At 60.7% G+C, this 20800-nt stretch carries 17 protein-coding genes; 6 read left to right on the top strand and 11 right to left on the bottom strand.

The genetic code is table 11. From position 1 onward, the window contains the following. The first annotated feature begins 140 nt into the window (after positions 1-140). From proC to MTP40_RS06400, 4 genes are all read left to right on the top strand, one after another. Positions 141-947: a pyrroline-5-carboxylate reductase gene (gene proC / locus MTP40_RS06415; RefSeq protein ID WP_097772215.1), complete on the top strand. Its 807-nt coding sequence runs from the start codon at positions 141-143 to the stop codon at positions 945-947. Positions 948-951: 4 nt separating this feature from the next. Beyond that, positions 952-1728, top strand: coding sequence for a glutamate 5-kinase (proB, locus tag MTP40_RS06410; protein ID WP_117503979.1), 777 nt, complete (start codon positions 952-954; stop codon positions 1726-1728). 3 nt (positions 1729-1731) lie between these two features. Beyond that, the gene (locus tag MTP40_RS06405; RefSeq protein WP_249260025.1) at positions 1732-2994 is read left to right on the top strand and encodes a glutamate-5-semialdehyde dehydrogenase; all 1263 of its coding nucleotides are present in this window, start codon (positions 1732-1734) and stop codon (positions 2992-2994) included. Positions 2995-3392: 398 nt separating this feature from the next. Then, the gene (locus MTP40_RS06400; protein ID WP_005932722.1) at positions 3393-3833 is read left to right on the top strand and encodes a methylglyoxal synthase; all 441 of its coding nucleotides are present in this window, start codon (positions 3393-3395) and stop codon (positions 3831-3833) included. A gap of 120 nt (positions 3834-3953) precedes the next feature. Here MTP40_RS06400 and MTP40_RS06395 read toward each other — a convergent pair whose 3' ends face one another. Both MTP40_RS06395 and MTP40_RS06390 read right to left on the bottom strand, forming a co-directional pair. Beyond that, a complete protein-coding gene (locus MTP40_RS06395) occupies positions 3954-5972 on the bottom strand; it encodes an FAD-binding protein (RefSeq protein WP_249260024.1) in 2019 nt (672 codons plus the stop codon). Positions 5973-6269: 297 nt separating this feature from the next. Then, a complete protein-coding gene (locus tag MTP40_RS06390; protein ID WP_249260023.1) occupies positions 6270-6971 on the bottom strand; it encodes a response regulator transcription factor in 702 nt (233 codons plus the stop codon). Between the two features lie 113 nt (positions 6972-7084). Here MTP40_RS06390 and MTP40_RS06385 point away from each other — a divergent pair, with 113 nt between their 5' ends. Then, on the top strand, positions 7085-8623 hold the full coding sequence (locus MTP40_RS06385; RefSeq protein ID WP_249260022.1) for a sensor histidine kinase: 1539 nt from the start codon (positions 7085-7087) through the stop codon (positions 8621-8623). Positions 8624-8679: 56 nt separating this feature from the next. On the opposite strand, the gene MTP40_RS06380 is transcribed toward MTP40_RS06385, so the two are convergent. From MTP40_RS06380 to murD, 4 genes are all read right to left on the bottom strand, one after another. Then, positions 8680-9996 (bottom strand): aminopeptidase C, encoded by a 1317-nt coding sequence (locus MTP40_RS06380; RefSeq protein ID WP_249260021.1) that lies wholly within the window; start codon positions 9994-9996, stop codon positions 8680-8682. Positions 9997-10023: 27 nt separating this feature from the next. Continuing rightward, entirely contained in the window at positions 10024-11286 is a 1263-nt protein-coding gene (locus tag MTP40_RS06375) for a methionine gamma-lyase family protein (protein ID WP_117503967.1), read from the bottom strand. A 160-nt stretch (positions 11287-11446) separates the two neighbouring features. Further along, entirely contained in the window at positions 11447-12208 is a 762-nt protein-coding gene (locus MTP40_RS06370) for a GNAT family N-acetyltransferase (protein WP_117503965.1), read from the bottom strand. Next, a complete protein-coding gene (gene murD, locus MTP40_RS06365) occupies positions 12205-13608 on the bottom strand; it encodes a UDP-N-acetylmuramoyl-L-alanine--D-glutamate ligase (RefSeq protein WP_249260020.1) in 1404 nt (467 codons plus the stop codon). Before murD ends, MTP40_RS06370 begins: the two co-directional genes overlap by 4 nt. 204 nt (positions 13609-13812) lie before the next feature. Between murD and MTP40_RS06360 the strand changes: the two genes are divergently transcribed. Then, positions 13813-15375 carry an ABC transporter substrate-binding protein gene (locus tag MTP40_RS06360; RefSeq protein ID WP_249260019.1) on the top strand — a complete coding sequence of 521 codons (1563 nt, stop codon included), beginning with the start codon at positions 13813-13815 and terminating at the stop codon, positions 15373-15375. Between the two features lie 187 nt (positions 15376-15562). Here the strand turns inward: MTP40_RS06360 and MTP40_RS06355 are convergent, their stop codons facing one another. Genes MTP40_RS06355 through rlmN form a run of 5 tightly spaced genes read right to left on the bottom strand, consistent with a single transcriptional unit; the run spans position 15563 to position 20770 of the window. Further along, positions 15563-16222, bottom strand: coding sequence for a thiamine diphosphokinase (locus MTP40_RS06355; protein WP_249260018.1), 660 nt, complete (start codon positions 16220-16222; stop codon positions 15563-15565). Next, the gene (gene rsgA, locus MTP40_RS06350; protein WP_249260017.1) at positions 16222-17100 is read right to left on the bottom strand and encodes a ribosome small subunit-dependent GTPase A; all 879 of its coding nucleotides are present in this window, start codon (positions 17098-17100) and stop codon (positions 16222-16224) included. The genes MTP40_RS06355 and rsgA overlap by 1 nt, the downstream gene beginning before the upstream one ends. An 11-nt stretch (positions 17101-17111) precedes the next feature. Then, positions 17112-18968, bottom strand: coding sequence for a Stk1 family PASTA domain-containing Ser/Thr kinase (gene pknB / locus MTP40_RS06345; protein ID WP_156069724.1), 1857 nt, complete (start codon positions 18966-18968; stop codon positions 17112-17114). Next, complete coding sequence (locus MTP40_RS06340; RefSeq protein ID WP_249260016.1) at positions 18961-19710, bottom strand: Stp1/IreP family PP2C-type Ser/Thr phosphatase; 750 nt, start codon at positions 19708-19710, stop codon at positions 18961-18963. Before MTP40_RS06340 ends, pknB begins: the two co-directional genes overlap by 8 nt. Before the next feature lie 19 nt (positions 19711-19729). Beyond that, entirely contained in the window at positions 19730-20770 is a 1041-nt protein-coding gene (gene rlmN, locus MTP40_RS06335; RefSeq protein WP_005932700.1) for a 23S rRNA (adenine(2503)-C(2))-methyltransferase RlmN, read from the bottom strand. Positions 20771-20800: the final 30 nt, after the last annotated feature.

The raw sequence follows: 20800 nt of genomic DNA, 5'->3' as shown, positions 1-20800 counted from the left end.
CAGCCGTCCCTCCGCCTTTTTGCCGGGTTTCCGGGAGGTTCCTCTTGATTTTCTGGCTCCGGATGCTTACAATGGATGGAGTGGAACGAATGTGCGTTCCATTTATTTCTTTCTGAGTGAGAAAGGAAGGGAAAGCAAGTATGATCAAGACCATCGGATTTTTAGGCTGTGGGAACATGGGCGGTGCCATTGCGCGGGCCGTCTGCAAGGCTGCCGACCCACAGAACGTTTATCTTGCCAACCGCACTGCCGCCAAGGCAGAGGCGTTGGCCGCAGAGCTGGGCTGCAACACCACCACGAACGCCGAAGTGGCGGGCCGCTCCGACCTGATCTTTCTGGCGGTCAAGCCCCAGATGATGGAGGCCCTGCTGGCTCCGCTTAAGTTCACCCTGAACGAGCGGCCGAGCCGCTTCATCCTTTGCAGCATGGCGGCAGGGCTTTCCATCGCGCGCATCCAGGAGATGGCGGGGGAAGATTACCCCGTGATCCGCATCATGCCCAACACCCCGGCTTCGGTGGGGGCAGGCATGATCCAGTATTGCTCCGCCAATGTGACAGCGGAGGAGGAGCAGGAGTTTCTGAAGCTGATGGCACCCGCCGGGCGGCTGGACGCTGTGCCCGAGGCCCTGATCGATGCGGCAAGCAGCGTTTCCGGCTGCGGCCCGGCCTGGGTGTATCAGTTCATTGAAGCGCTGGCCGACGGCGGCGTGGCCTGCGGCCTGCCCCGGGCCAAGGCGCAGGAATATGCTGCCCAGATGGTATTGGGCAGCGCCAAGCTGGTGCTGGAAAGCGGAAAACACCCCGGTGAGCTCAAGGATGCGGTGTGCAGCCCCGGCGGCAGCACCATTCAGGGCGTGCGCGTGCTGGAAGAGCACGGCTTCCGCGGCGCGGTGACCGATGCGGTGATCGCCGCCTACGACAAGACAAAGGAAATGGGAAAGGGTTAAGTTTATGCGCATCGTCGTCAAAGTGGGCACCTCCACGCTGGCACACTCCACCGGGCGGCTGAACATCCGCCACACGGAGGATCTGGTCAAGGTGCTGAGCGACCTGAAGAACGCAGGGCACGAGGTCATCCTCGTCTCGTCCGGTGCCATCGGCATGGGGGTGGGCAAGCTGTCCCTGCCCTCCCGCCCCGGTGATATGGCCACCAAGCAGGCCTGCGCCGCTGTGGGCCAATGCGAGCTGATGTACACCTACGACCGCCTGTTCACCGCCTACAACCACAACGTGGCGCAGATCCTGCTCACCGGCGTGGATGTGGAGCACGAGGGACGGCGGCTGAATTTCCAGAACACCCTGACCCGGCTGCTGGAGCTGGGTGCGCTGCCCATCATCAACGAGAACGACACCGTTGCCACCGACGAGATCACCTCCATCGGCGACAATGACACGCTGGCCGCCATCGTCACCTGCTGCATCCATGCGGATCTGCTGGTGCTGCTGAGCGACATCGACGGCCTGTACACCGCCAATCCCCACACCCACCCGGACGCAAAGCTCATCCCGCTGGTAGAGCGCATCACTCCGGAGGTGCTGGCGCTGGCAGACGGGGCAGGCTCCGCATTGGGCACCGGCGGCATGTCCACCAAGCTCCGTGCCGCCCAGATGGTAACGGCAGAGGGCGCGGACATGGTGATTGCCAACGGTTCCCACCCGGAGCTGCTCTACGACATTGCAGACGGCAGACCCGCAGGCACCCGCTTTGCGGGCAGAAAGGAGGGCTGATCCATGACGACACAGGAGATCCTGGAAGCCGCCCGCGCAGCAAGAAGCACGCTGGGCCTTTCCTCGGGCGAGGTGCGCCGCGCCGCCCTGCTGGGCATGGCAGAGGCACTCTGCTCCCCTGCCCGCCAGCAGGCCATTCTGGAAGCCAATGCCGCCGATCTGGAAGCAGCCAGGGAGCACATCTCGGAGGTCATGCTGGACCGGCTGGCCCTGACACCGGAGCGCATCAGCGCCATGGCAAAGGGCATCCGGGAAGTGGCTGACCTGCCCGACCCGGTGGGCAAAGTTCTGCGCCGGGTGGAGCGCCCCAACGGGCTGGTCATCGAAAAGACCGCCGTGCCCATGGGCGTGATCGCCATCATCTACGAGAGCCGCCCCAACGTAACCAGCGATGCCGCCGCCCTTGCCATCAAGAGCGGCAATGCCTGCATCCTGCGGTGCGGCAGGGAGGCATGGCGCAGTGCCAACGCCATTGTAACGGCTCTGCGGGAGGGTCTGCGGGCAAACGACCTGCCCGAAACAGCGGTCTGCCTGATTGAGGACACCACCCACGCCTCGGCCAACGCCCTGATGACGGCGGTGGGCTATGTGGATCTGCTCATCCCGCGCGGCGGGGCCGGGCTCATCCGCGCCTGTGTGGAAAACGCAAAAGTCCCCTGCATCCAGACCGGTACCGGCATCTGCCACATCTTCGTGGATGCTTCTGCCGAGCAGGATAAGGCGCTGGACATCATCGAAAACGCCAAGGCCAGCCGCCCCAGCGTCTGCAACGCGGAGGAGGTGTGCCTGGTGCACCGTGACATTGCGGCAGAGTTCCTGCCCAAGCTGTCCCGGCGGCTGGGCCCTGACCGCACTGCAAAGGGACTGCATCCGGTGGAGCTGCGGTTGGACCCGCGTGCCGCCGCCATCATCCCCGGCACCCCTGCAGGCCCTGCCGATTTTGACACCGAGTTCCTGGACTACATCCTGGCTGTCAAGGTCGTGGACAGCGTGGAGGAGGCCGTCGGCCACATCGCCGCGCACTCCACCGGCCACAGCGAAGCCATCCTGACCCGGGACGAGGCCCATGCCGCCCTCTTTACGGCGGCGGTGGACAGTGCGGCGGTCTACGTCAACTGCTCCACCCGCTTTACCGATGGCGGGGAGTTCGGGCTGGGGTGCGAGATGGGCATTTCCACCCAGAAGCTCCACGCCCGTGGCCCCATGGGGCTGGAAGAGCTGTGCAGCTACAAGTACATCATTCACGGCAGCGGCCAGATCCGCTGAACCGTTCAATTGCGAAAACATTTTTCCGTTTTTTTCTTACAGGCCGCCGTGGAAGGACAGCGGCCTGTATTTTTGTTTTGCAGGGATGGACTGTTTTTGTTATAGAAACACTTTCGCCCCAAAATTTCGAAAATTATTTTTCCGTTTGTGCCATGATGTATTTTTCATTTCTCCATTCTGTACAAAAACAAAGTCATACTTTTAGCCGAAATTAGGGCAAAAATTCACATTTTCCCCTTGACAACCCATATTTCGACGCGGTAAAACTATATTGGAAAGTGTGGGAATGAGTTCAGCGGGGCGTTTTGAAATGTGCCCGGAACTGTTCTTCTCACAACTGCAATCCATTTCAAACAGCTGTCCGCATGACGACACTAGTACAAAGGAGAGGGCGAATTATGACAATTGCCATTCTTGCACATGATTCCCGCAAAGAACTTGCACTTCAGTTCTGCACCGCCTACAGTGGTATCCTGTCCCGGAACACTGTCATTGCCACCGGTACCACCGGCCGGATGTTGAACCAGGCCACCGGCTTGCCAGTTCACTGTTACCTCTCCGGAAAGCTGGGCGGCATTCAGCAGATCACCGCCCGTGTTGCCTGCGATGAAGTGGATCTGGTGCTGTTCTTCCGCGACCCGCTCCGGGCCGACAGCGGCAGCTCCAACGAGCAGAATCTGCTCCGCCTGTGCGATATGCACAGCGTACCCATTGCCACCAACATTGCCACCGCCGAGGTACTGCTCCGCGGCATGGATCAGGGGGATCTGGACTACCGGGAAGGGATGCACCCGCCGGTGATCGAGCCTCTGGCCGCGCCCCGCCGCGCCGTGTGCTGAGGACTGCCTGACATTTTTTGTGTATAGAGGGAAACGTAAAACAGCGCCGCCGAAGCTTTTCAGGGCTTCAGCGGCGCTGCATTTTTATGCGGTTTTCAGTTCATTTTCCGGGGAGTGACATCATTCCAGACCGGCCATCTGCTTGACGGCCTTCATGGCGAAGGTCAGGGTGCGGCCCATAGCCACACCGGCCATCAGGCAGGGATAGTTGTTGGCAAAGAAGCTGCCGGACATATCGCCGGTGATATACAGGCCGGGCATGGGCTTGTTATCGTTGTCCAGAGCCTGACCCTTTTCGTTGATGGCAATGCCCTGCTCAGTGGTCAGCAGAGAGGCACCCAGCCAGCAGCCGTAGAAGGGCGCGGTGCGGATGGCGCTGAGGCGGTAAGCAGGCTTGCCGAAGTCCTCGTCGTTCTGCTTGTCGTAGAGCTCGTTGTAGCGCTCCACGGTGGCAAGGAAGGTGTCCTTGGCAGCGCCAGTAAAGCCCATCTTGTCAGCCAGCTCGTCCAGCGTATCGCACTTGAACAATGCACCGGCCTCGATCGCCTCGTCCATCTTGCCCTGAATGTACTTCTCACCGCCGTTACGGGTCTGGGCAGAGCAGCCGATGGTGTGGAAACGCTTTGCGTCCTCCAGAATGTTGGCATCGCAGATCTGAGCGTAGACACGGCCCGGCTGGTGAGCAGCGGCGTAGACGATGTCATTGTAGGGGCTGCTCTCGTTGGCAAAGCGCTCGCCGTTGCGGTTCACCTTCAGGAAGGGCTGGGTGCCGGGGTTGTACTGACGGATGGTACCAGGGAAAGCCTTGCCGCCAAAGGCAGTGTCGCTGTCCACATAACCGCCATCCACGCCGGGGGCCACGATGCCGCGGTCAAACAGCATGGGAGCGGCCTCCTTGTCCAGATTGGCACCGGCCCACATTGCAGCCCGAATGCCGTAGCCCTTATCGGAGGGAGAGTAGGAGCATGCGGTGGTGACGGAAGTGCCCAGCGGGTCCAGCTGCTCCATCATGTAGGGGTTGCCGGGGAAGCCGCCGCAGGCCAGCAGCACGCCCTTGTTGGCGTTGTAGCGGATGAAGTGGTCATCCTCGGTGCTCTGGGCGATGATGCCGGTAATGCGGCCATCGCTGTTCTTTTCCAGCTTGGCCAGACTGGTCTTGAAGTCCACATCGTAGCCCAGCTCCTGAATGTACTGAAGCAGCAGCTCGTTCCGGGCGGCACCACTGGAGCGATCATAGGTATACTCGATCTCGGGGTACATATAATCGGTGTTGTGCTCGGCGTTTTCTGCAGGCCATTTGGCCTCGTCGCCGTAGGTGTAGATCATCTTCACGCCGTACTTGTCCTCCATGATGGTGCGGACAAATTCGATCATCTCGGCAGACTCGTTGATCCAGGTCTTGACCACGCGCTGGTCGCACTTGCCGGAGGCGTAACGGGAGACCTCGCTCAGCAGCTTGGCACGATCCATCTTGATGCCCTGTTCCTGAGCGCCAAAGCCATCCACAGCACCCACCCAGTGACGGGTATCCTGCACATTGCCGTTCTGCTCGATGACACGGAAGTTCAGGCCCTTGGCAGCGGCATAAGCAGCAGCGAACATACCGCCGTTGCCGGCACCCACGATGAGGATGTCGGTGTCCACGGTCTCGGTGATGGCAGCCTCGTCAATGTCAGGCTCCTTGCCCAGCCAATCGGTCTCGTCACCGGTGGGCAGCTGAACGGAAGTTACAGTTGCCTCTCCCTTTGCCTGTGCAAAGCAGCTCTTGGCGGCCTTCTTCACGGCATCGGAGGTGATGGTAGAGCCGGACACGCCGTCGATCTCGTCAGAGCCGGCATTCAGCAGCTGGTTCTTCAGCTCCTCGGCAGCAGCAGCGCCGTAGGAAGCGGTCTCGCCGGAGGTGTCGACCACAACGTCGGTCACAGCACTGTCAGAGAAGGTCATGGTGACCTTGACGGTAGAGGAAATGCCCTCGGCAGTGCCGGTATAGGTACCGGGGGTGTAGCTGCCTGCTGCACCGGAGGAAGCGGCGGTGGAGGAGTTTGCAGCGTTGCAGGCAGCCAGTGCACCGGCGGTGACACCGGACATGGCAGCGGCAGCGGCGATCTTCAGAAAGCCTTTACGCGAGATCTTGTTCATGCTTGGATGATCCTTTCTTCTCTTTTTCTGTTCTTATTCTTTGATTTTCCTTCTTATCCGAAACGTACCGCCACAATGCGGTGCAGACTTCGTTCGATAATAAATTAACACAAAGTCTGCCTGTTGTCTTTTAAGAATTCTTAAACATCTTTGCCGTTTCTTCACTGGGAAATTCCTGTTTTCCACTTTGTTTGATAAATAACGGTCAAATCAGAGCAGAAAAAACACCCACGGCTTAAGTTTCCTTAAGAAGTGGGTGCTTTGAGGATTAACGATATTTAAGACAGCAAAACCATTTCAGGCTTCCGTCTCCCCTTCCGGGCGGAAAATATAGCCTTTGCCCCAGACATTTTTGAGGTAGATGGGCTTTGCAGGGTCGGGCTCGATCTTACTGCGGAGGTTATGGATGTGCACCTGCACAGTGCGGACATCCCCCAGGCTCTCCTTCCCCCAGATCTTCCGGTAAAGCTCGTTTGCGGTAAAGAAAGTGTTGGGATACCGGATGAAGAGGGTCAGGATGCGGTACTCCATGTCGGCCAGATGGATGCTCCGGCCATCCTTTTCCACGCAATGGCTGTTGGGATCCAGCGTAAAGGCCGCACAGTGGTAGCCGCTGACGCTGGGCTCTGCGGCATCCATCTGGACACGGCGGATGTTTGCCATGATGCGGGCCAGCAGAACTTTGTGGTTGTAGGGCTTGGTCAGGAAATCATCGCCGCCCAATTCCAGCGCCCGTACCACTGTGTCTGTATCGTCCAGACAGGAAGTAAAAATGATGGGGCAGTGGTACCAGCTGCGCAGGCGCTGGCACAGTTCCATGCCGTTGGTATCCGGCAGAAGGATATCCATCAGGATCACATCGAACTTTTCCCGGGCGTGGCTCAGCGCTTCGCCGCCGGTGTCAGCGCAGACCACCTCAAAATTCTGCTGACAGTTCAAGAAATAGCTGGTAGTATCCCGGATCACCGGATCATCTTCCACCAGAAGAATGCGGATCATCCTGTTTGCTCTCCCCTTTTCGGCGTGAATTTGCTATAATATCCTTATCTAGTATACCGTATTTCCGGGCTGTTCTCAACCGGTTCTCCAAAGTTTTTGCAGGGGGTCTTTTTATGATAAAAAAGCGATTTCTGCTTCCGGCTGCTGCCGGGGCACTGGCACTGGCCATTGGGTTGGCAGGGATCTGGTTCAACCAGCGACTGCCGGCGCTGGCGGATTTTGGGGTCCCCGGCATGGACTCCGAAGCCCAATTGATGGCATGGGCTGCCCTGTTCCCGGAAAAAGGAGTGGCTGCCCTGACCTTCCGCACGGTGCTGCAGTGGATGGCCATTGCAGTATTCTGCACTCTGGGGGCGGTGGTGCTGGCCCTGTACCGATACAAGCCGCAGAAGGAACTGGGGTATTTTCTGCTGTATCTGACGGTGCTGACCCTCTGGGCTCTGGTGATCATTCTGGCTCCGGTGGGAAGTTCCGGCTGGAGCGTCTTTTTCCGCCGGGGATTCTTTACCGTCACGGTTCTGGCAGGCATTCTGCTGTGTGCCGCCCTGACAGGGGCTGTGCCGGTGTCTCACGGGCAGCGGCTCCATTCCCTGCTTCTGACGCTGGGGTATCTTGTTCTGACGCTGATTCCCCTCAGCCGCGTACGGGCGGTGGGGCTGCTTTTGGGCATGGGCTACTGTCTGGGCATACTGATGGCAATGTATGCCCGGGGCTCCGATGCTGCCCTGCTGATGCTGTTTCCCTGTGCCATCACCATTGGCTTCCGGGTATGGGTGGTCCTGCCGGGCATGCACGTGCCGTTTTTTCAGGAGAGCGTGTTTTTCTACCTGTTCCGGTGTGCCCGGATCTACGACGCTCCTTTTACTCTGGGCTGCATGGCCTACGTCTGCCGCCGGTATGCCCTGCAATTTGATCGGGCGGAGCAGCTGGCCCGGGAGCTGGATGCCCGTGTCATTCAGCGGACAAAGGCCCTGACGGAGGAGACCGAGGCCCGGAAAAGCATGATGCTGAACATTTTCCACGACCTGCGCAGTCCCCTGTTTGCGGTCAGCAGTGGCCTGGATACGCTGGAGGCTGCACCGGAGGCCCTGCCGGCCCTGCTGCCCGCCTTACAGCAGCGGACGGCCTTTCTCCGCCGCCTGACGGAGGATCTGTTTCTGGCTGCAAAGCTGGAGCAGAAACAGGTGATGCTCAACGAGGACCGGATATCTCTGGGGGATGTCATCGCTGCGGTCTGTGACAGCTGCCGGGAGGAGGCTGAGAAGAAGGGCGTGGTGCTTCAGGCTCCCCCGGCTTCGGAGCTGCCGGTGTGGGGCGACCAGATCCGGCTGCAGCAGATCCTGCAGAACCTGTTGACAAATGCCATTCACTACACCCCTGCAGGAGGGAACATCACCGTCAACAGCCGGGTGGAGGCCGGTGCTGCTCTGGTGAGCGTCCGGGACACCGGCTGCGGTATTGCGCCGGAGGATCAGGCCGCCGTATTTGACCGGTATTTCCACACCACCACCTCTTCCAAGCACGACTCCACAGGTCTGGGACTGACCATTGCGCAGGAGCTTGCCCACCTGCACCACGGAGAAATCCTATTGGAAAGTGAAGTAGGCAAAGGCAGCTGCTTCACGTTGAAGCTTCCCCTATTACCCGCTTAACAGAGAAATCCCCCCGCCTATGACGAGGGGATTTCTTTATAGCATCTTATTTGAATTTAAGCCAGCGGGTCCCACAGCTTCATGGGCAGGGGCTCCTGATCCAGCAGGGCACGCTGGGCATCGCTCAGCAGGCTCTTGCGGACGGTGATCTGGTATACATTGGCCTTGAACCACTTCTCGCTGCCGATGTAATAGCCCTTCTGGCCGGAGGCATCGCCCCAGCTGTTCTCGATCTTCCAGCGGTCAGCCTTGCCGTTCTCGTCCAGATTGACACCGCAGAACATCATGCAATGGTTCATGGTGCTTTCACGGGTGAGCAGCCGCTCGGCCTTGGTCATGCCAAAGGTCAAGCCGCCCAGCACCTCGCCGTACTGGAAGCAGTCGGGGTCCCAATAGCCGTTGGCGCGGTCGCCGTCGGGGTGGCAGTCGCAGCTGAACATGACCCCCTCCCCTGCCTGCAGCTGACGGATGGTCAGATCCTCCAGCTCCTCCTGCGAGAGGTTCAGCCAGAACATATTCTCCTCCACCACGTCACCCATAAAGGGCTGGCAGTAGGTGTGGTTCAACGCATGGATGGGCGAGGAGATGATGACGACGTAATCATCCAGATCATTGCCCACATATTTTTCCAGGAAGGTGTGCGGGGTCAGGTTCCGGTCGCAGTGGTAGTGCTCATCCTTGTCGGTATACTCAAAGTCAAAGCTCCTGGGAGGCTGGCCGTAGAGGATGCACAGGGCGTTGTAGATCTCCGCCAGCATCTCCTCGCGGCGGGCGGCCGTGTCCTTTCCCTCTTTTGCCATGGCCCGCAGTTCCAGCGCATCCTCCCGCAGCTTGCGGTTCAGGATGGGCAGATACTTGGCCGTGCCGGTGGAGTGGACAGTTTCCGGCATGACCCAGGAGGGCACCACGCCGTACTTTTTGATCAGGCTGATGGCCATATCCCACTGGCCGCCGTCGGGCAGCGGGTTGCCCAGCAGGGTGTAGGTCTCACGGTCGGTCAGATCCTGATCCGCAAAGTGGAGGATGTTCTCAAGGAAGAGATTTGCCTTTTCCAGCTTATCGTAGAACGCCAGATAGGTGGGAGAGAAGGAGAAATCCTCCAGATCGCACTTGGCGATCACCCGCTGGCGCAGGACGTTCAGGGTGGAGAACATCCAGCAGCGGCCGCTCTGCTTCTGGTTGGTGATGTTATTGGTCTTGACCAGCACAGAGAAGTCCATCCGCAGCTTGGCAGCGGCGGCGGGCACAAAGGCCGCGTCCGGCAGCGCCGTGCGGGAAACTGCATTGGACATCACATTCAGCTCCGGGCGGGCAGCATAGCCCTGCTCAAAGCGTTCCAGCATCCGGGCATCAATGGGAGTAACACGATTCATTTGATTCACGCTTTCTTTCTGAAAAGATCAATCCTTGAAATAAGCATTCTGCACGGCCAGCAGGACACCGGCACGGCTTGCGGCAAAGTTCAGGCCGCCCTGCAGGTAGCAGGTGTAAGGCTCACGCAGGGGGCCGTCGCAGGAGAGCTCGATGGTGCTGCCCTGAGTAAAACTGCCGCTTGCCATGATGACCTCATCGGTATAGCCCGGTTCCGGAGAGGGTTCCGGTGCGGCATAGCTGTCCACGGGGCTGGCGGCCTGAATGCCGCGGCAGAAGCCGATGAGGGCATCGGCGGTATCGGCATCGAAGCAGGTCACGATATCGTTGTGGTCCTCGCAGTAGCGCGGGATGGGCTTTTTGCCCACCAGCTCCAGCAGGCACTGGGCATAGATGGCGGTCTTGATGGCCTCACACACCACGCCGGGGGCATAGTAGAAGCCAAGGTACATATCACGGGGCGTTTCCAGTGTGCAGCCCAGCTCCTTGCCCAGTCCGGGGGCGTTCAGGCGGTAGGCACACAGCTCCACCAGATCCTTCCGGCCCGCGATATAGCCGCCGGTGGGGGCGATGCCGCCGCCCGGGTTCTTGATGAGGCTGCCCACCACAAGGTCAGCACCGGCCTGGCAGGGCTCCTTCATCTGGGTGAACTCACCATAGCAGTTGTCCACAAAGATGATGATCTCGGGGTTGGCGGCACGGGCCGTGTCGGCGATCTTCTGAATGGTATCCAGATCAAAGGCATTGCGCTGCAGGTAGCCGCGGCTGCGCTGGATATGGCAGACCTTTGCCCCCGGGGCCTTTTGAGCGATCAGCGCGTAATCCGGGGTGAAGTCGGCCTTGAGGGGGGCTTCGTCGTACCGGATGCCGTAGTCCATCAGGGTGCCGGTGCCCTTGCCCTTGCCGTCCAGACCGATCACGCCCTCCAGCGTATCGTAGGGGCGGCCGGTAGCAGCCAGCAGGGTATCCCCTGCCCGCAGCAGGCCGAACAGGGCCACCGCCAGCGTATGGGTGCCGCTCTGGAACTGACTGCGCACAAGGGCATCCTCCGCGCCCATCACCTCGGCAAAGATCTGCTCGAGCTTGGCGCGGCCGGTATCCCACAGGCCGTAGCCGGTGGTGCCCAGCATATCGGTGGAGGACATCTGGGTATCGGCAAAGGCCTTGAGCATTTTCAGCTGGTTGTAGTCCCGGATCTCCTCCATGTGGTGGAAATAGGGCTGGCAGAGCTCCATGGCTTTTTCGTCCAGCGCCAGGACTTCGGGTTTGTAATCAAAAAAGTGGTTCAGCATTGACATTTTGGTTCCTTAATCTTTTTGTAAGTTTATGCTATGATGACCCGTCGGCAGCTTTCTCCTCGGACACGAAACGGGCCATTCCATCGCCCGCCCTATTGCCTGCGGCAACAGGGTCCCACCCCAGCGGACGGTCCTCAGAGAAACTCCCGCCGTGTCAGACTGTGGCTTCGTACCGGGCATACTCTCCCAGCTTTTCAAAGCCGAGGCGGGTATAAAAGTGCACCCGTTCCGGGGAGCAGAGGAAAAGGGGCTGCAGGCCCTGCGCCGAGAGGGTGTTGGCCAGCCGGACGATAAGCCGCCCGCCGATGCCGCGCCCCCGCAATGGCTCCGCAGTCTCGCCGCAGGCCATGTAAGCCTGCTCCGTTCCAATGGCGTAAGCGCCCACGGTGCAGGCAAGCTCCCCTCCCTGCTCCAGAGCCCAGACCACAGCCCTGCCGCGGGCGCGCTTTGAGCAGAGCTCAGAATAAAAATCATCCCGCCGCGTGGGGCGGTCCGGAAACAGCATCTGCGCAACGGGGCCCGCCGGCGGCTCCGGGTCAAAATGCAGGGAGGCCCAGAGCGTTTCTTCCACAGCGGGTTCCGGCAGCTGCTTTCCGGGTGCCAGGCCAAAGACAAAATGGGACTTTGCACGGGCCCAGCCGGTGGGCGGCGGGCACTCGGCCTCGTCCAGGACAACCGCCTTACAGCCGCAAAAATGCAGGAAGCTGGCCAGTTCGTCCGGGTTGGCGTGGCCCGCCAGCCAGGCGGTACTGCCGCCCACATCCAGCGCCAGCGTTGGCCCGGCGAAGAACCGGCCCGGCTGGCTTTTGCCGAAGAGCGCCAGCGCCTGCGGCATCGTGACCCCAAGGCAGAGCTTTCCGCGGCAGGCGCTGCGGAACCGCTGCCTCTGGCGAGGCGTTCTGACCTGCGTGATCATTTCAGTGCGTTGACGATGTTCTTGAACTCGCGGCCGCGCACCTCAAAGTTGGGGTAGAGGTCGAAGGAGGCGCTGGCGGGAGACAGGATGATGATATCGCCGGGCTTTGCGGCGGCACGGGCCAGCTCCACGGCGTGCTGCATATTGTCCGCGTGCTGGATGGGCAGTGCGGCCTCGTTGAAGCCGGGGTCTTCCCGCAGGGCCTTTTCAATGCGGGGGCCGGTGGCACCCATCAGCACCAGATCCTTGACATGGGCCACGATCTCGGGAGCCAGCGGCTCATAGGGGATGTGCTTATCATAGCCGCCCGCAATGAGGATGACCTTCTGGTCAAAGCTGCGCAGGCCCGCAATGGTGCGGGTGGGGCTGGTGCCGATGGAATCGTTGTAGTAGAGCACGCCGTCCAGCGTGCGCACCGGCTCAATGCGGTGCTCCACGCCGGTAAAGGTGCTGCCCACCTTCTGGATGGCCTCTATGGGAACCTCACCCCAGACTGCGGCGGCAGCGGCCAGCAGATTCTCGATATTGTGCAGGCCCCGCAGCTTGATGTCCTTCTGGGCCAGGAAGGGCGTTACCACGCCGTCCTCGGCCATGCAGAGCATGTTGTCCTCTTTGCGCAGGAAGGCACCGTTGTCGGTATCGTGCAGGCGTGTAAACCAGACCTGCCCGCCCTTGCAGTCCTTCTGCATGGAGCGGCTGATCTCGTTCTCGTAGCCCAGCACGGCACGGCAGGGCGGGTTCTGGTAGAGCAGGATGTTGCGTTTTGCGTCGATGTACTCCTGCATATCCTTATGGTGATCGAGGTGGTTGGGGGTGACGTTGGTCACCACCGCGATCTTCGGGCTCTGGTGCATGCTGATGAGCTGGAAGCTGGACAGCTCCACCACAGCCACATCCTCCGGCCGGACCTCAGGCAGCATGGGCAGCAGGGCCGCACCGATGTTGCCGCCCAGATGCACCTTGCGGCCTGCGGCCTCGTAGAACTTGGAGATGAGGGTGGTGGTGGTGGTCTTGCCGTCAGAGCCGGTCACGGCCACGATCTCGCAGGGGCAGAAATCGAAGAAAAGCTCGACCTCGCTGGTGACCATGGTGCCCGCCGCCATGGCATCCTGCAGGGGCTTTTCAAAGTAGCCCACAAAGCCGGGGGTGCGCATGATGATATCCTGGCCCTTGAAGCCGTCCAGATAGTGTTCGCCCAGGCTCAGGTCAATGCCCAGTTCCCGGATGGTAGCGGCATAATCGCCAAACTCTTCCACGCTCTTTTTCTGGTCGCACAGGGTCACATGGGCCCCCAGCTCCACAAACTCCTTGATAAGAGTCTTGTGGCTGACACCGGCACCGATGAACGCCACCTTTTTGCCCCGGATGAGTTCTGCAAGCTTCTGCTGATCTTTCTGCATAAAGAAAGAACCTCCTCTATGAAAATTCAGGCTGAAATTGATTCACTGCTCCATTTTACACCTTTTCCAGCCAATTGGCAACGCCAAACCTTGTTCTGGCCCCGGATGCACCGAAATCCTATCTGAATTCACAAAATGTCGATTGTCTTTTCCGACCGTTTCCGCTATACTTTAATTGTATCATCTTACAAGGAGCGCATTTTCTTGAAACATTCCCTGATCCGCTTTTCCGCAGTGGTGCTGACCATTGCGTTTGTTTTTGCCCTGACCGGCTGTGGTTCGGGCTCCAACAGCTTCACCTGGTTCGTGGACAGCATCCCGGCCAACCTTGACCCGCAGGTGGCCTCGGCTTCTGCGGATGTCATCGCCTGCGAGAACCTGTACAGCGGCCTTGTCCGCAAAGATCCCAGCGGCAAATATGAGCCTGCCCTCTGCGAACGGTGGGAGAAGTCCTCCGATGGCCTCACCTACACCTTCTACCTCAAGGACGGCCTGACTTACACCGCCGCCAAGGGCAACGCCACTGACTACGCCATCACCGCCGAGGATTTTGTGTTCGCTTTCCGGCGCTTGTTCCGGGCGGAGACCAACTCCCCCTACACGGTGGAGTTTGCGGCCCTTGAAAACAGCGCCGCCGTGCTGGCCGGGCAGATGCCCGAGAGCGCACTGGGAGTCACGGCCTCCGGGCCGCTGACGCTGGTGTTCCACCTGAGCAGTGCCGACGACAATTTCCTCGAGAAGCTCACCCTGCCCGGTGCCATGCCCTGCGATGAGGAATTTTTCAATTCCACCCGGGGCACCTACGGTCTGAATGCTTCGTCCACCCTTTCCAGCGGCAGCTTCTACATCTACAACTGGACAGCCAGCGGCCTGTTCCTGCGGCGTGCCCCCTCGGGCAGCCTCATCGACAGCCTGCGGCTGGTGCAGAACACCAACAGCGCCGGGCAGTCCGCCGCAGAGCTGATTGCCAACGAGAAGTGCTCTGCCGCCCCGGACGACACCGCCGCGCCCACCACCCTGACTTCCCTCTCCTACTCCGATACCACATGGAGCCTGCTGTTCAACTGCAGCAGCGTGTTTGCTTCCACCGAGCTGCGGCAGGCACTGGCCTCCGCCGCGCGGGGTGCAGCCGAGGTGCCGGACGGCGGGCTCTATGCCGCCGCCAACGGTCTGGTACCGGATGGCCTGACTGTGGACGGCATGAACTACCGGGATACCGCCGGGGATGTGACTCCCGCCGCGGTGGATGCCCGAGCGCTCTACCTCACGGCGCGGCAGACGCTGACCACCTCTGACTTCAACAAGGTCAGCCTGATGGTGCCTGCCGGTTCCGGCGTGACCAGCGCCGCTGAGGAGATCAATGGCGTGTGGCAGAAGGAGTTTTCCCTCTTCTTCTCCGTAGAGGAAGTGGACGAGGAGACCTTTGCGAAACGGCTGGCCGAGGGGGACTACACCATCGCCTTGGCCCCCATCAGCGCCGAGGGCGGCAGTGTGTACAACATGCTGAACCAGTTCACCGCAGCGGGCGGCAGCCTGACCGGCTATGCAGATTCCCTGTATGCCACCCAGCTGCAGGCCAGCACCCAGGCCACCGGAAGCTCCCGCTGCCGCCTGCTGGGCGATTGTGAGCGCCAGCTGCTCAGCAATGCCGTGGCGGTCCCTCTGTTTGCCCAGCAGAAGCGCCTGCTGATCGCACCCGGCATCCAGAACCTCATTTTTGACCCCTTTGGCCCGGTGCTGGATCTGACCTATACCACAAAAGAATGATGTGCCACAAAAAATACCGGAGCAGCCGCCTGCCCCGGTATTTTTCTTATCCTTTTTTGATGCCGAACAGCTTGCGCAGAACGCCGCGCAGACACTTCGGGCTTTTGATAACGACCACCTGCATCGCTCTCCCGCCTTTCGTGGTGTGATACCACAATATAAGCGGCAGGACGGCAAAGTGTGCGGCTCAGGCCTTGTTCCCGGTCAGGATCGGTGTATCCGGCACTGTTTCCACGACCACCAGCGCCCCCTTGCGGGTGGAGATGGTGATGCAGTCTGAGCCTTCGGCATACTCATTGCTGACTCCCAGCGGGTAACCGGCCACCAGCACATCATCGGTGAGCTCATAGTAGGAACCGCGCTCACACACGCCCTCCGCCCTGCCCTCCATGGGGAAAGCGGAGAAATAGAAAAATTCCTCCTTCGGGTAGGCGCGGGTCTCGCCGGAGCGGACAAAGGTAATGCGGCTGCGCTCATCCTGAAGCGTTGCCCGCACCCCTCGTTCTTCCAGCCCAAGGCCGGTGGCAAGATTCGAGAGGGTATGCTCGATCCGCCTGCCGCCCAGCGCCCCCAGAAGAAGCACCTCAGTAAAGCCCTTCTCACTGGCAAGCTTAGCGGCATATTCGGTGTCGGTGTCGTCCTTGACGTGAGGCAGGACGATGATATCGTCGTTCTGCTGCACCGGACAGGGCGCGGTATCGAAATCTCCCAGGATGATATTGGGCTTGCAGCCCAGCGGCGCGCAGTTGCGGTAGCCTGCATCACAGGCGATGATGAAGTCATCGGGGCGGAGCAGACACTTCAGCTCCGGCGAGACCGGGCAGGCCGAGAGGATCACGCAGCGCATCACATTCCCCTCCTCTGCCAGTCCTTGACATCCTTGACTTCCTCATACATGGCACAGTAGCTGTCGTACCGGGTCCGGGAGACTTTTCCCTCGGCCAGAGCGGCACGGATGGCACAGCCCTTTTCCGTGCGGTGGGAGCAGCCGGTGAACTGACACTGCCCAAGGTAGGGCCCGAACTCCGGGAAGGCGTGCTCCAGATTCTCCTTGGGGATGAACCCGGCGCGGTTGGCTTCCAGGCTGGCAAAACCGGGGGTATCCGCAATGCGGCCCCCAAAGGCCTCAAAGATGGTCACCTCGCGGGTGGTATGGCGGCCGCGCCCCAGCTTCTGGCTGATGGCACTGGTCTCCCGCTCGGCCTGAGGCAGCAGGGTGTTGAGCAGGGTCGATTTGCCAACACCGGAGTTGCCGCAGAAGGCGCAGAGCCGCCCGCTGATCCACTGCCTGACCTCGTCCAACCCTTCCCCGCTGTCGTAGCGGATGGCAATGAAGGGCAGAGTGGATCTTTCATAGGCGCTGCGCAGGAACTCCACCTCACCGAGGTCAGCCTTGGTGCAGACGATGACGGGCTGCACCCCCTTGTCCACGGCGATGGCCGAGAGCTTGTCCAGCACCAGCGTGCTGGGGGTGGGCTGGGTGGTGCTGGCCACAAGGAACAGCACATCCAGATTGGCCACAGGCGGCCGGACAAACACGTTTTTGCGGGGTGCGATCTCGGCAATGACTGCCGCGCCGTTCTCGGTCTCCAGCGTCACCTCATCGCCCGCCACGGGGGTGATCTTCTGTTTGCGGAAGATGCCCCGGGGCTTGCACTCGATCACACCCTCTTCGGTCTTGACGTAGTAAAAGCCGCCAATTCCTTTTACGATATATCCCTTCATCCGTTCCTCCCTCAGGACAGCAGCGCGCTCCACCAGTCGCCCAGGCCGGTACCCTCGCTGCTGGAAGAATCGCCGCTGCTGGAAGAGCTGCCCCCGATCAGGCCGCTCCACCAATCGCTGGAGGAGCTGCCCGGCTGTTCAGCCGGGGTCTCAGGCACCGGCTCGGGGCCTGCGCTCACGGTAATGCTGACACGGCTGTTCACCTTGACGGTAGATCCTGCCGCCGGGCTCTGGCCGATGATGGTACCTGCGGGCTGGTCGCTGTACTGCTCGGTGGTGCTGCCAAGGCCCAGCTTGTTCTGCACCAGCACGGAGCGGGCATCGTTCACGCTCTTGAGACCGGTCAGGGCAGGCACCTTGGCCGTGGTGTTGACCTGCGGGCGGCTGACATAGACCACCACTGTGGAACCTGCGGCAACCTGACTGCCCGCAGCAGGTTCGGTGCGGATGATGGAGCCTGCGGCCACGCTGGGTTCCACCGCCTGGGTGATCAAAACAGAGACCCCCAGATCCTTGAGCTGCTGCTCACCATCTGCCTGCACATAGTTGGAGACATCCGGCACGGTGACATACTGGATGCCCAGGCTGACGGTCAGGGTCACGCTCTGACCCTCGCGGACGGTACGGCCCGCCACCGGGGACTGCCGGTAGACGTAACCGGCGGCGTAATCGTTGCTGTAGGCCTGCTCCCAGTTGATGACGATCTGGCCGGATGCCACCTGCTGGGAAGCGTTGACCTCATCCTGGGTCATGCCGCTGTAATCTGCCAGCACCACATCGGCCTTTTCCCCCATCAGGGAACTGGAATCATTCAGGATCATCCAGCACAGGGCCGCGCAGGCCAGTGCAAAGGCCACGGTGATGCCAAACAGCACCGGCAGGAACACGGTGCGCTTTTTCTTTTTTCTGCCTTTTGCCGGGGCACTGCCGCGCTCCGGACGGGATTCTTTTCTGGGCATAGGGGGTTCCACCACCTTTTCAGGAATTTCATCGGGAAGATAGGTGTAGTTGAACACGATGGCCGGGTTCTCTACATAGGCGTTGAGGGCTTCCAGCATCTCAGCGGCGCTCTTGTAGCGGTTTTCGGGCCGCTTTGCCATGGCGCGCTCGGTGATCTCCACCAGCCCCACCGGCACCCAGGGAGCCAGTTCCCGCAGGCTCCTGGGCTGATCCGAGATCTGCTTGATGGCCACCTCCACCACGTCATCGGCATCGAAGGGCAGATGCCCCGAGAGCATCTCGTACATCATCACGCCCACCGAATAGAGGTCGCTGGTGAAGTCGGTCTCATCGCCCTTGGCCTGCTCCGGGCTGATATAGTGGACGCTGCCCATGGCCTTGCCGCCCGAGAGCTGGTTCTCAGCCCGGGAGATGCGGGCAATGCCGAAATCCATCATCCGCAGCTGGCCGTTGTCCAGCAGCATGATGTTCTGGGGCTTGATGTCCCGGTGCACCACGCCGTTGTGGTGGGCATGGTCCAGCGCTTTCAGGATCTGGGAGATAAAGTGAACGGTCTCCCGGCTGGTCAGCTTGCCGCCCCGCTCGTTCAGATACTCGCGCAGGGTCATACCGTCCACATATTCCATGACGATATACTGCAGATGGTCGCTCACCGAGACATCATACACCTTGACGATGTTGGGGTGGTTGAGCAGCGAGATGGCCTTGGACTCGTTCTTGAAACGGCGCACAAGGTCGGGGTCGTGCATGAGCTCCTGCCGCAGCACCTTAACGGCCACGACCGTGCCCTCCGGCACCGGGCCCCCCGGCCCCACAACGGCCTTGTAGACATTGGCCATGCCTCCGGTGCCGATGAGCTCCCGCACCGTGTACAGACCATCCAGCGTTTTGCCGATCAGGTTATCCATGGTGCACCTCCGTAGGTTCCACAGCCAGCAGCAGGGCGGTGATGTTGTCGGAGCCGCCGTTCTCGTTGGCGGCATCCACCAGCCGGTCGGGCAGATCGTAGAACGGGCCCTGCGCCAGCAGCTGCTCCATCTGCTCCACCGGCACCATGTTGGTCAGGCCGTCCGAGCAGAGCAGCAGCAGATCCTTTGCCTGCAGCTGCACCGAGGTGACCTCCGGCTCCAGCCGGTAATCCACGCCCAGCGCCCTGGTGATGATGTTCTTCTGGGGATGGTGCTCGGCCTCCTCCTCCGTGATGGTGCCGCAGTCCACCAGCTCCTGCACATAGGAGTGGTCGTGGGTGAGCTGGGTCAGTTTGCCGCCCCGGCAGAGGTAGGCGCGGGAATCGCCCGCGTGGCAGAGGGTTGCTTCCCCGCCCCGCACCAGTACGCAGACCGCCGTGGTTCCCATACCGGCCAGCGATTCCTCGTGGGCAGCTTTGTTGAACACATAGCGGTTGGCGCTGATGAGGGCCTTTTTCAAAAAAGCTCCCTCCTGCCCTGCTCCGCACTGGGCGTACTGCTCCTGAAACACCTGTTCGATGACATTGCAGGCCCCCTGTGAGGCCTCGCGGCCGCCTCTGGCACCGCCCATACCATCACACACCAGTGCCCAGACAGCACCGCCAGGCAGCTCCCCGGCACGGTAATCATCCTGATTTTCCTGCCGGACGCGGCCCACATCCGTTTTTCCTGCTAGTTTCATAGGCTTCTCCTCTTGCGATTTACGCCTTACCATTCATTTCGTCCCGGCGCAGCTGACCGCAGGCGGCGCTGATCTCGCTGCCAAGACGGCGGCGTACCGTAGCGTTGACCCCCAGGCTCTCCAGCTTTTTCTGGAAGCGCTGGACATTGGCGGCATCGGTAGCCGAGTAGGGGCTTCCGTCCACCGGGTTGATGGGAATGAGGTTCACATGAGCACCCATGCCCCGGATGAGGTCGGCCAGCTGTCTGGCACAGGCATCGGAATCATTGACACCGCGCACCATCGAATACTCAAAGCTGACCCGGCGGCCCGTGGTCTCCTGATAGCGGCGGACGGCGGGCATCAGCACCTCCACGGGGTAGGCATCATTGACCGGCATCATGCCGCTGCGGATCTCGTTGTTGGGGGCATGCAGGGAGACCGAAAGGGTCAGCTGCAGCTTTTTCTCGGCCAGCTGGTCGATTTTGGGCACCAGACCGCAGGTGGAAAGGCTGATGTTGCGCATTCCGATGTTCACGCCCTCCGGGGAGGAGATGTTCTCAAGGAAGCGCATGACCTCGTCAAAATTATCCAGCGGCTCCCCGATGCCCATGAGGACGATGTGGGAGATGCGCTCCCCGATGTCCTTCTGGGCGGTATAGATCTCAGAGCAGATCTCACCGGCTTCCAGGTTGCGCACCCGGCCTGCCTGGGTGGAGGCGCAGAAGCGGCAACCCATCCGGCAGCCCACCTGCGTGGAGACGCAGACCGTGTTGCCGTAGTGGTAGCGCATGACAACGGTCTCGATGCAGTTGCCATCGGCCATCCGCAGCAGATATTTCACGGTGCCGTCCTTGGCTTCCTGCCGGCGCTCGATCTTGGGGGCAGCAATGTAAAACTGCTCTTCCAGCTTTGCCAGCAGTGTCTTGGGCTGGTCGGTCATGGCAGAAAACTCGGTGACCAGCTTCTGGTGCACCCAGTGGAAGATCTGCTTTGCCCGGAAGCCCGGCTGACCCATAGCTTTCAGCGCAGCGGTCAGCTCGGCCAGCGTCAGGGAAGAGATACAGCGTTTTTGTTCCATGGTATTCTCCTATGAATCAATACGAACCGG

This window comes from Faecalibacterium sp. IP-3-29, from assembly GCF_023347335.1.
GTDB classification, from domain to species: Bacteria; Bacillota; Clostridia; order Oscillospirales; family Ruminococcaceae; genus Faecalibacterium; species Faecalibacterium duncaniae.
The sequence above is the reverse complement of the archived record's forward strand: the minus strand, read 5'-3'. Positions and strand labels throughout refer to the sequence as shown.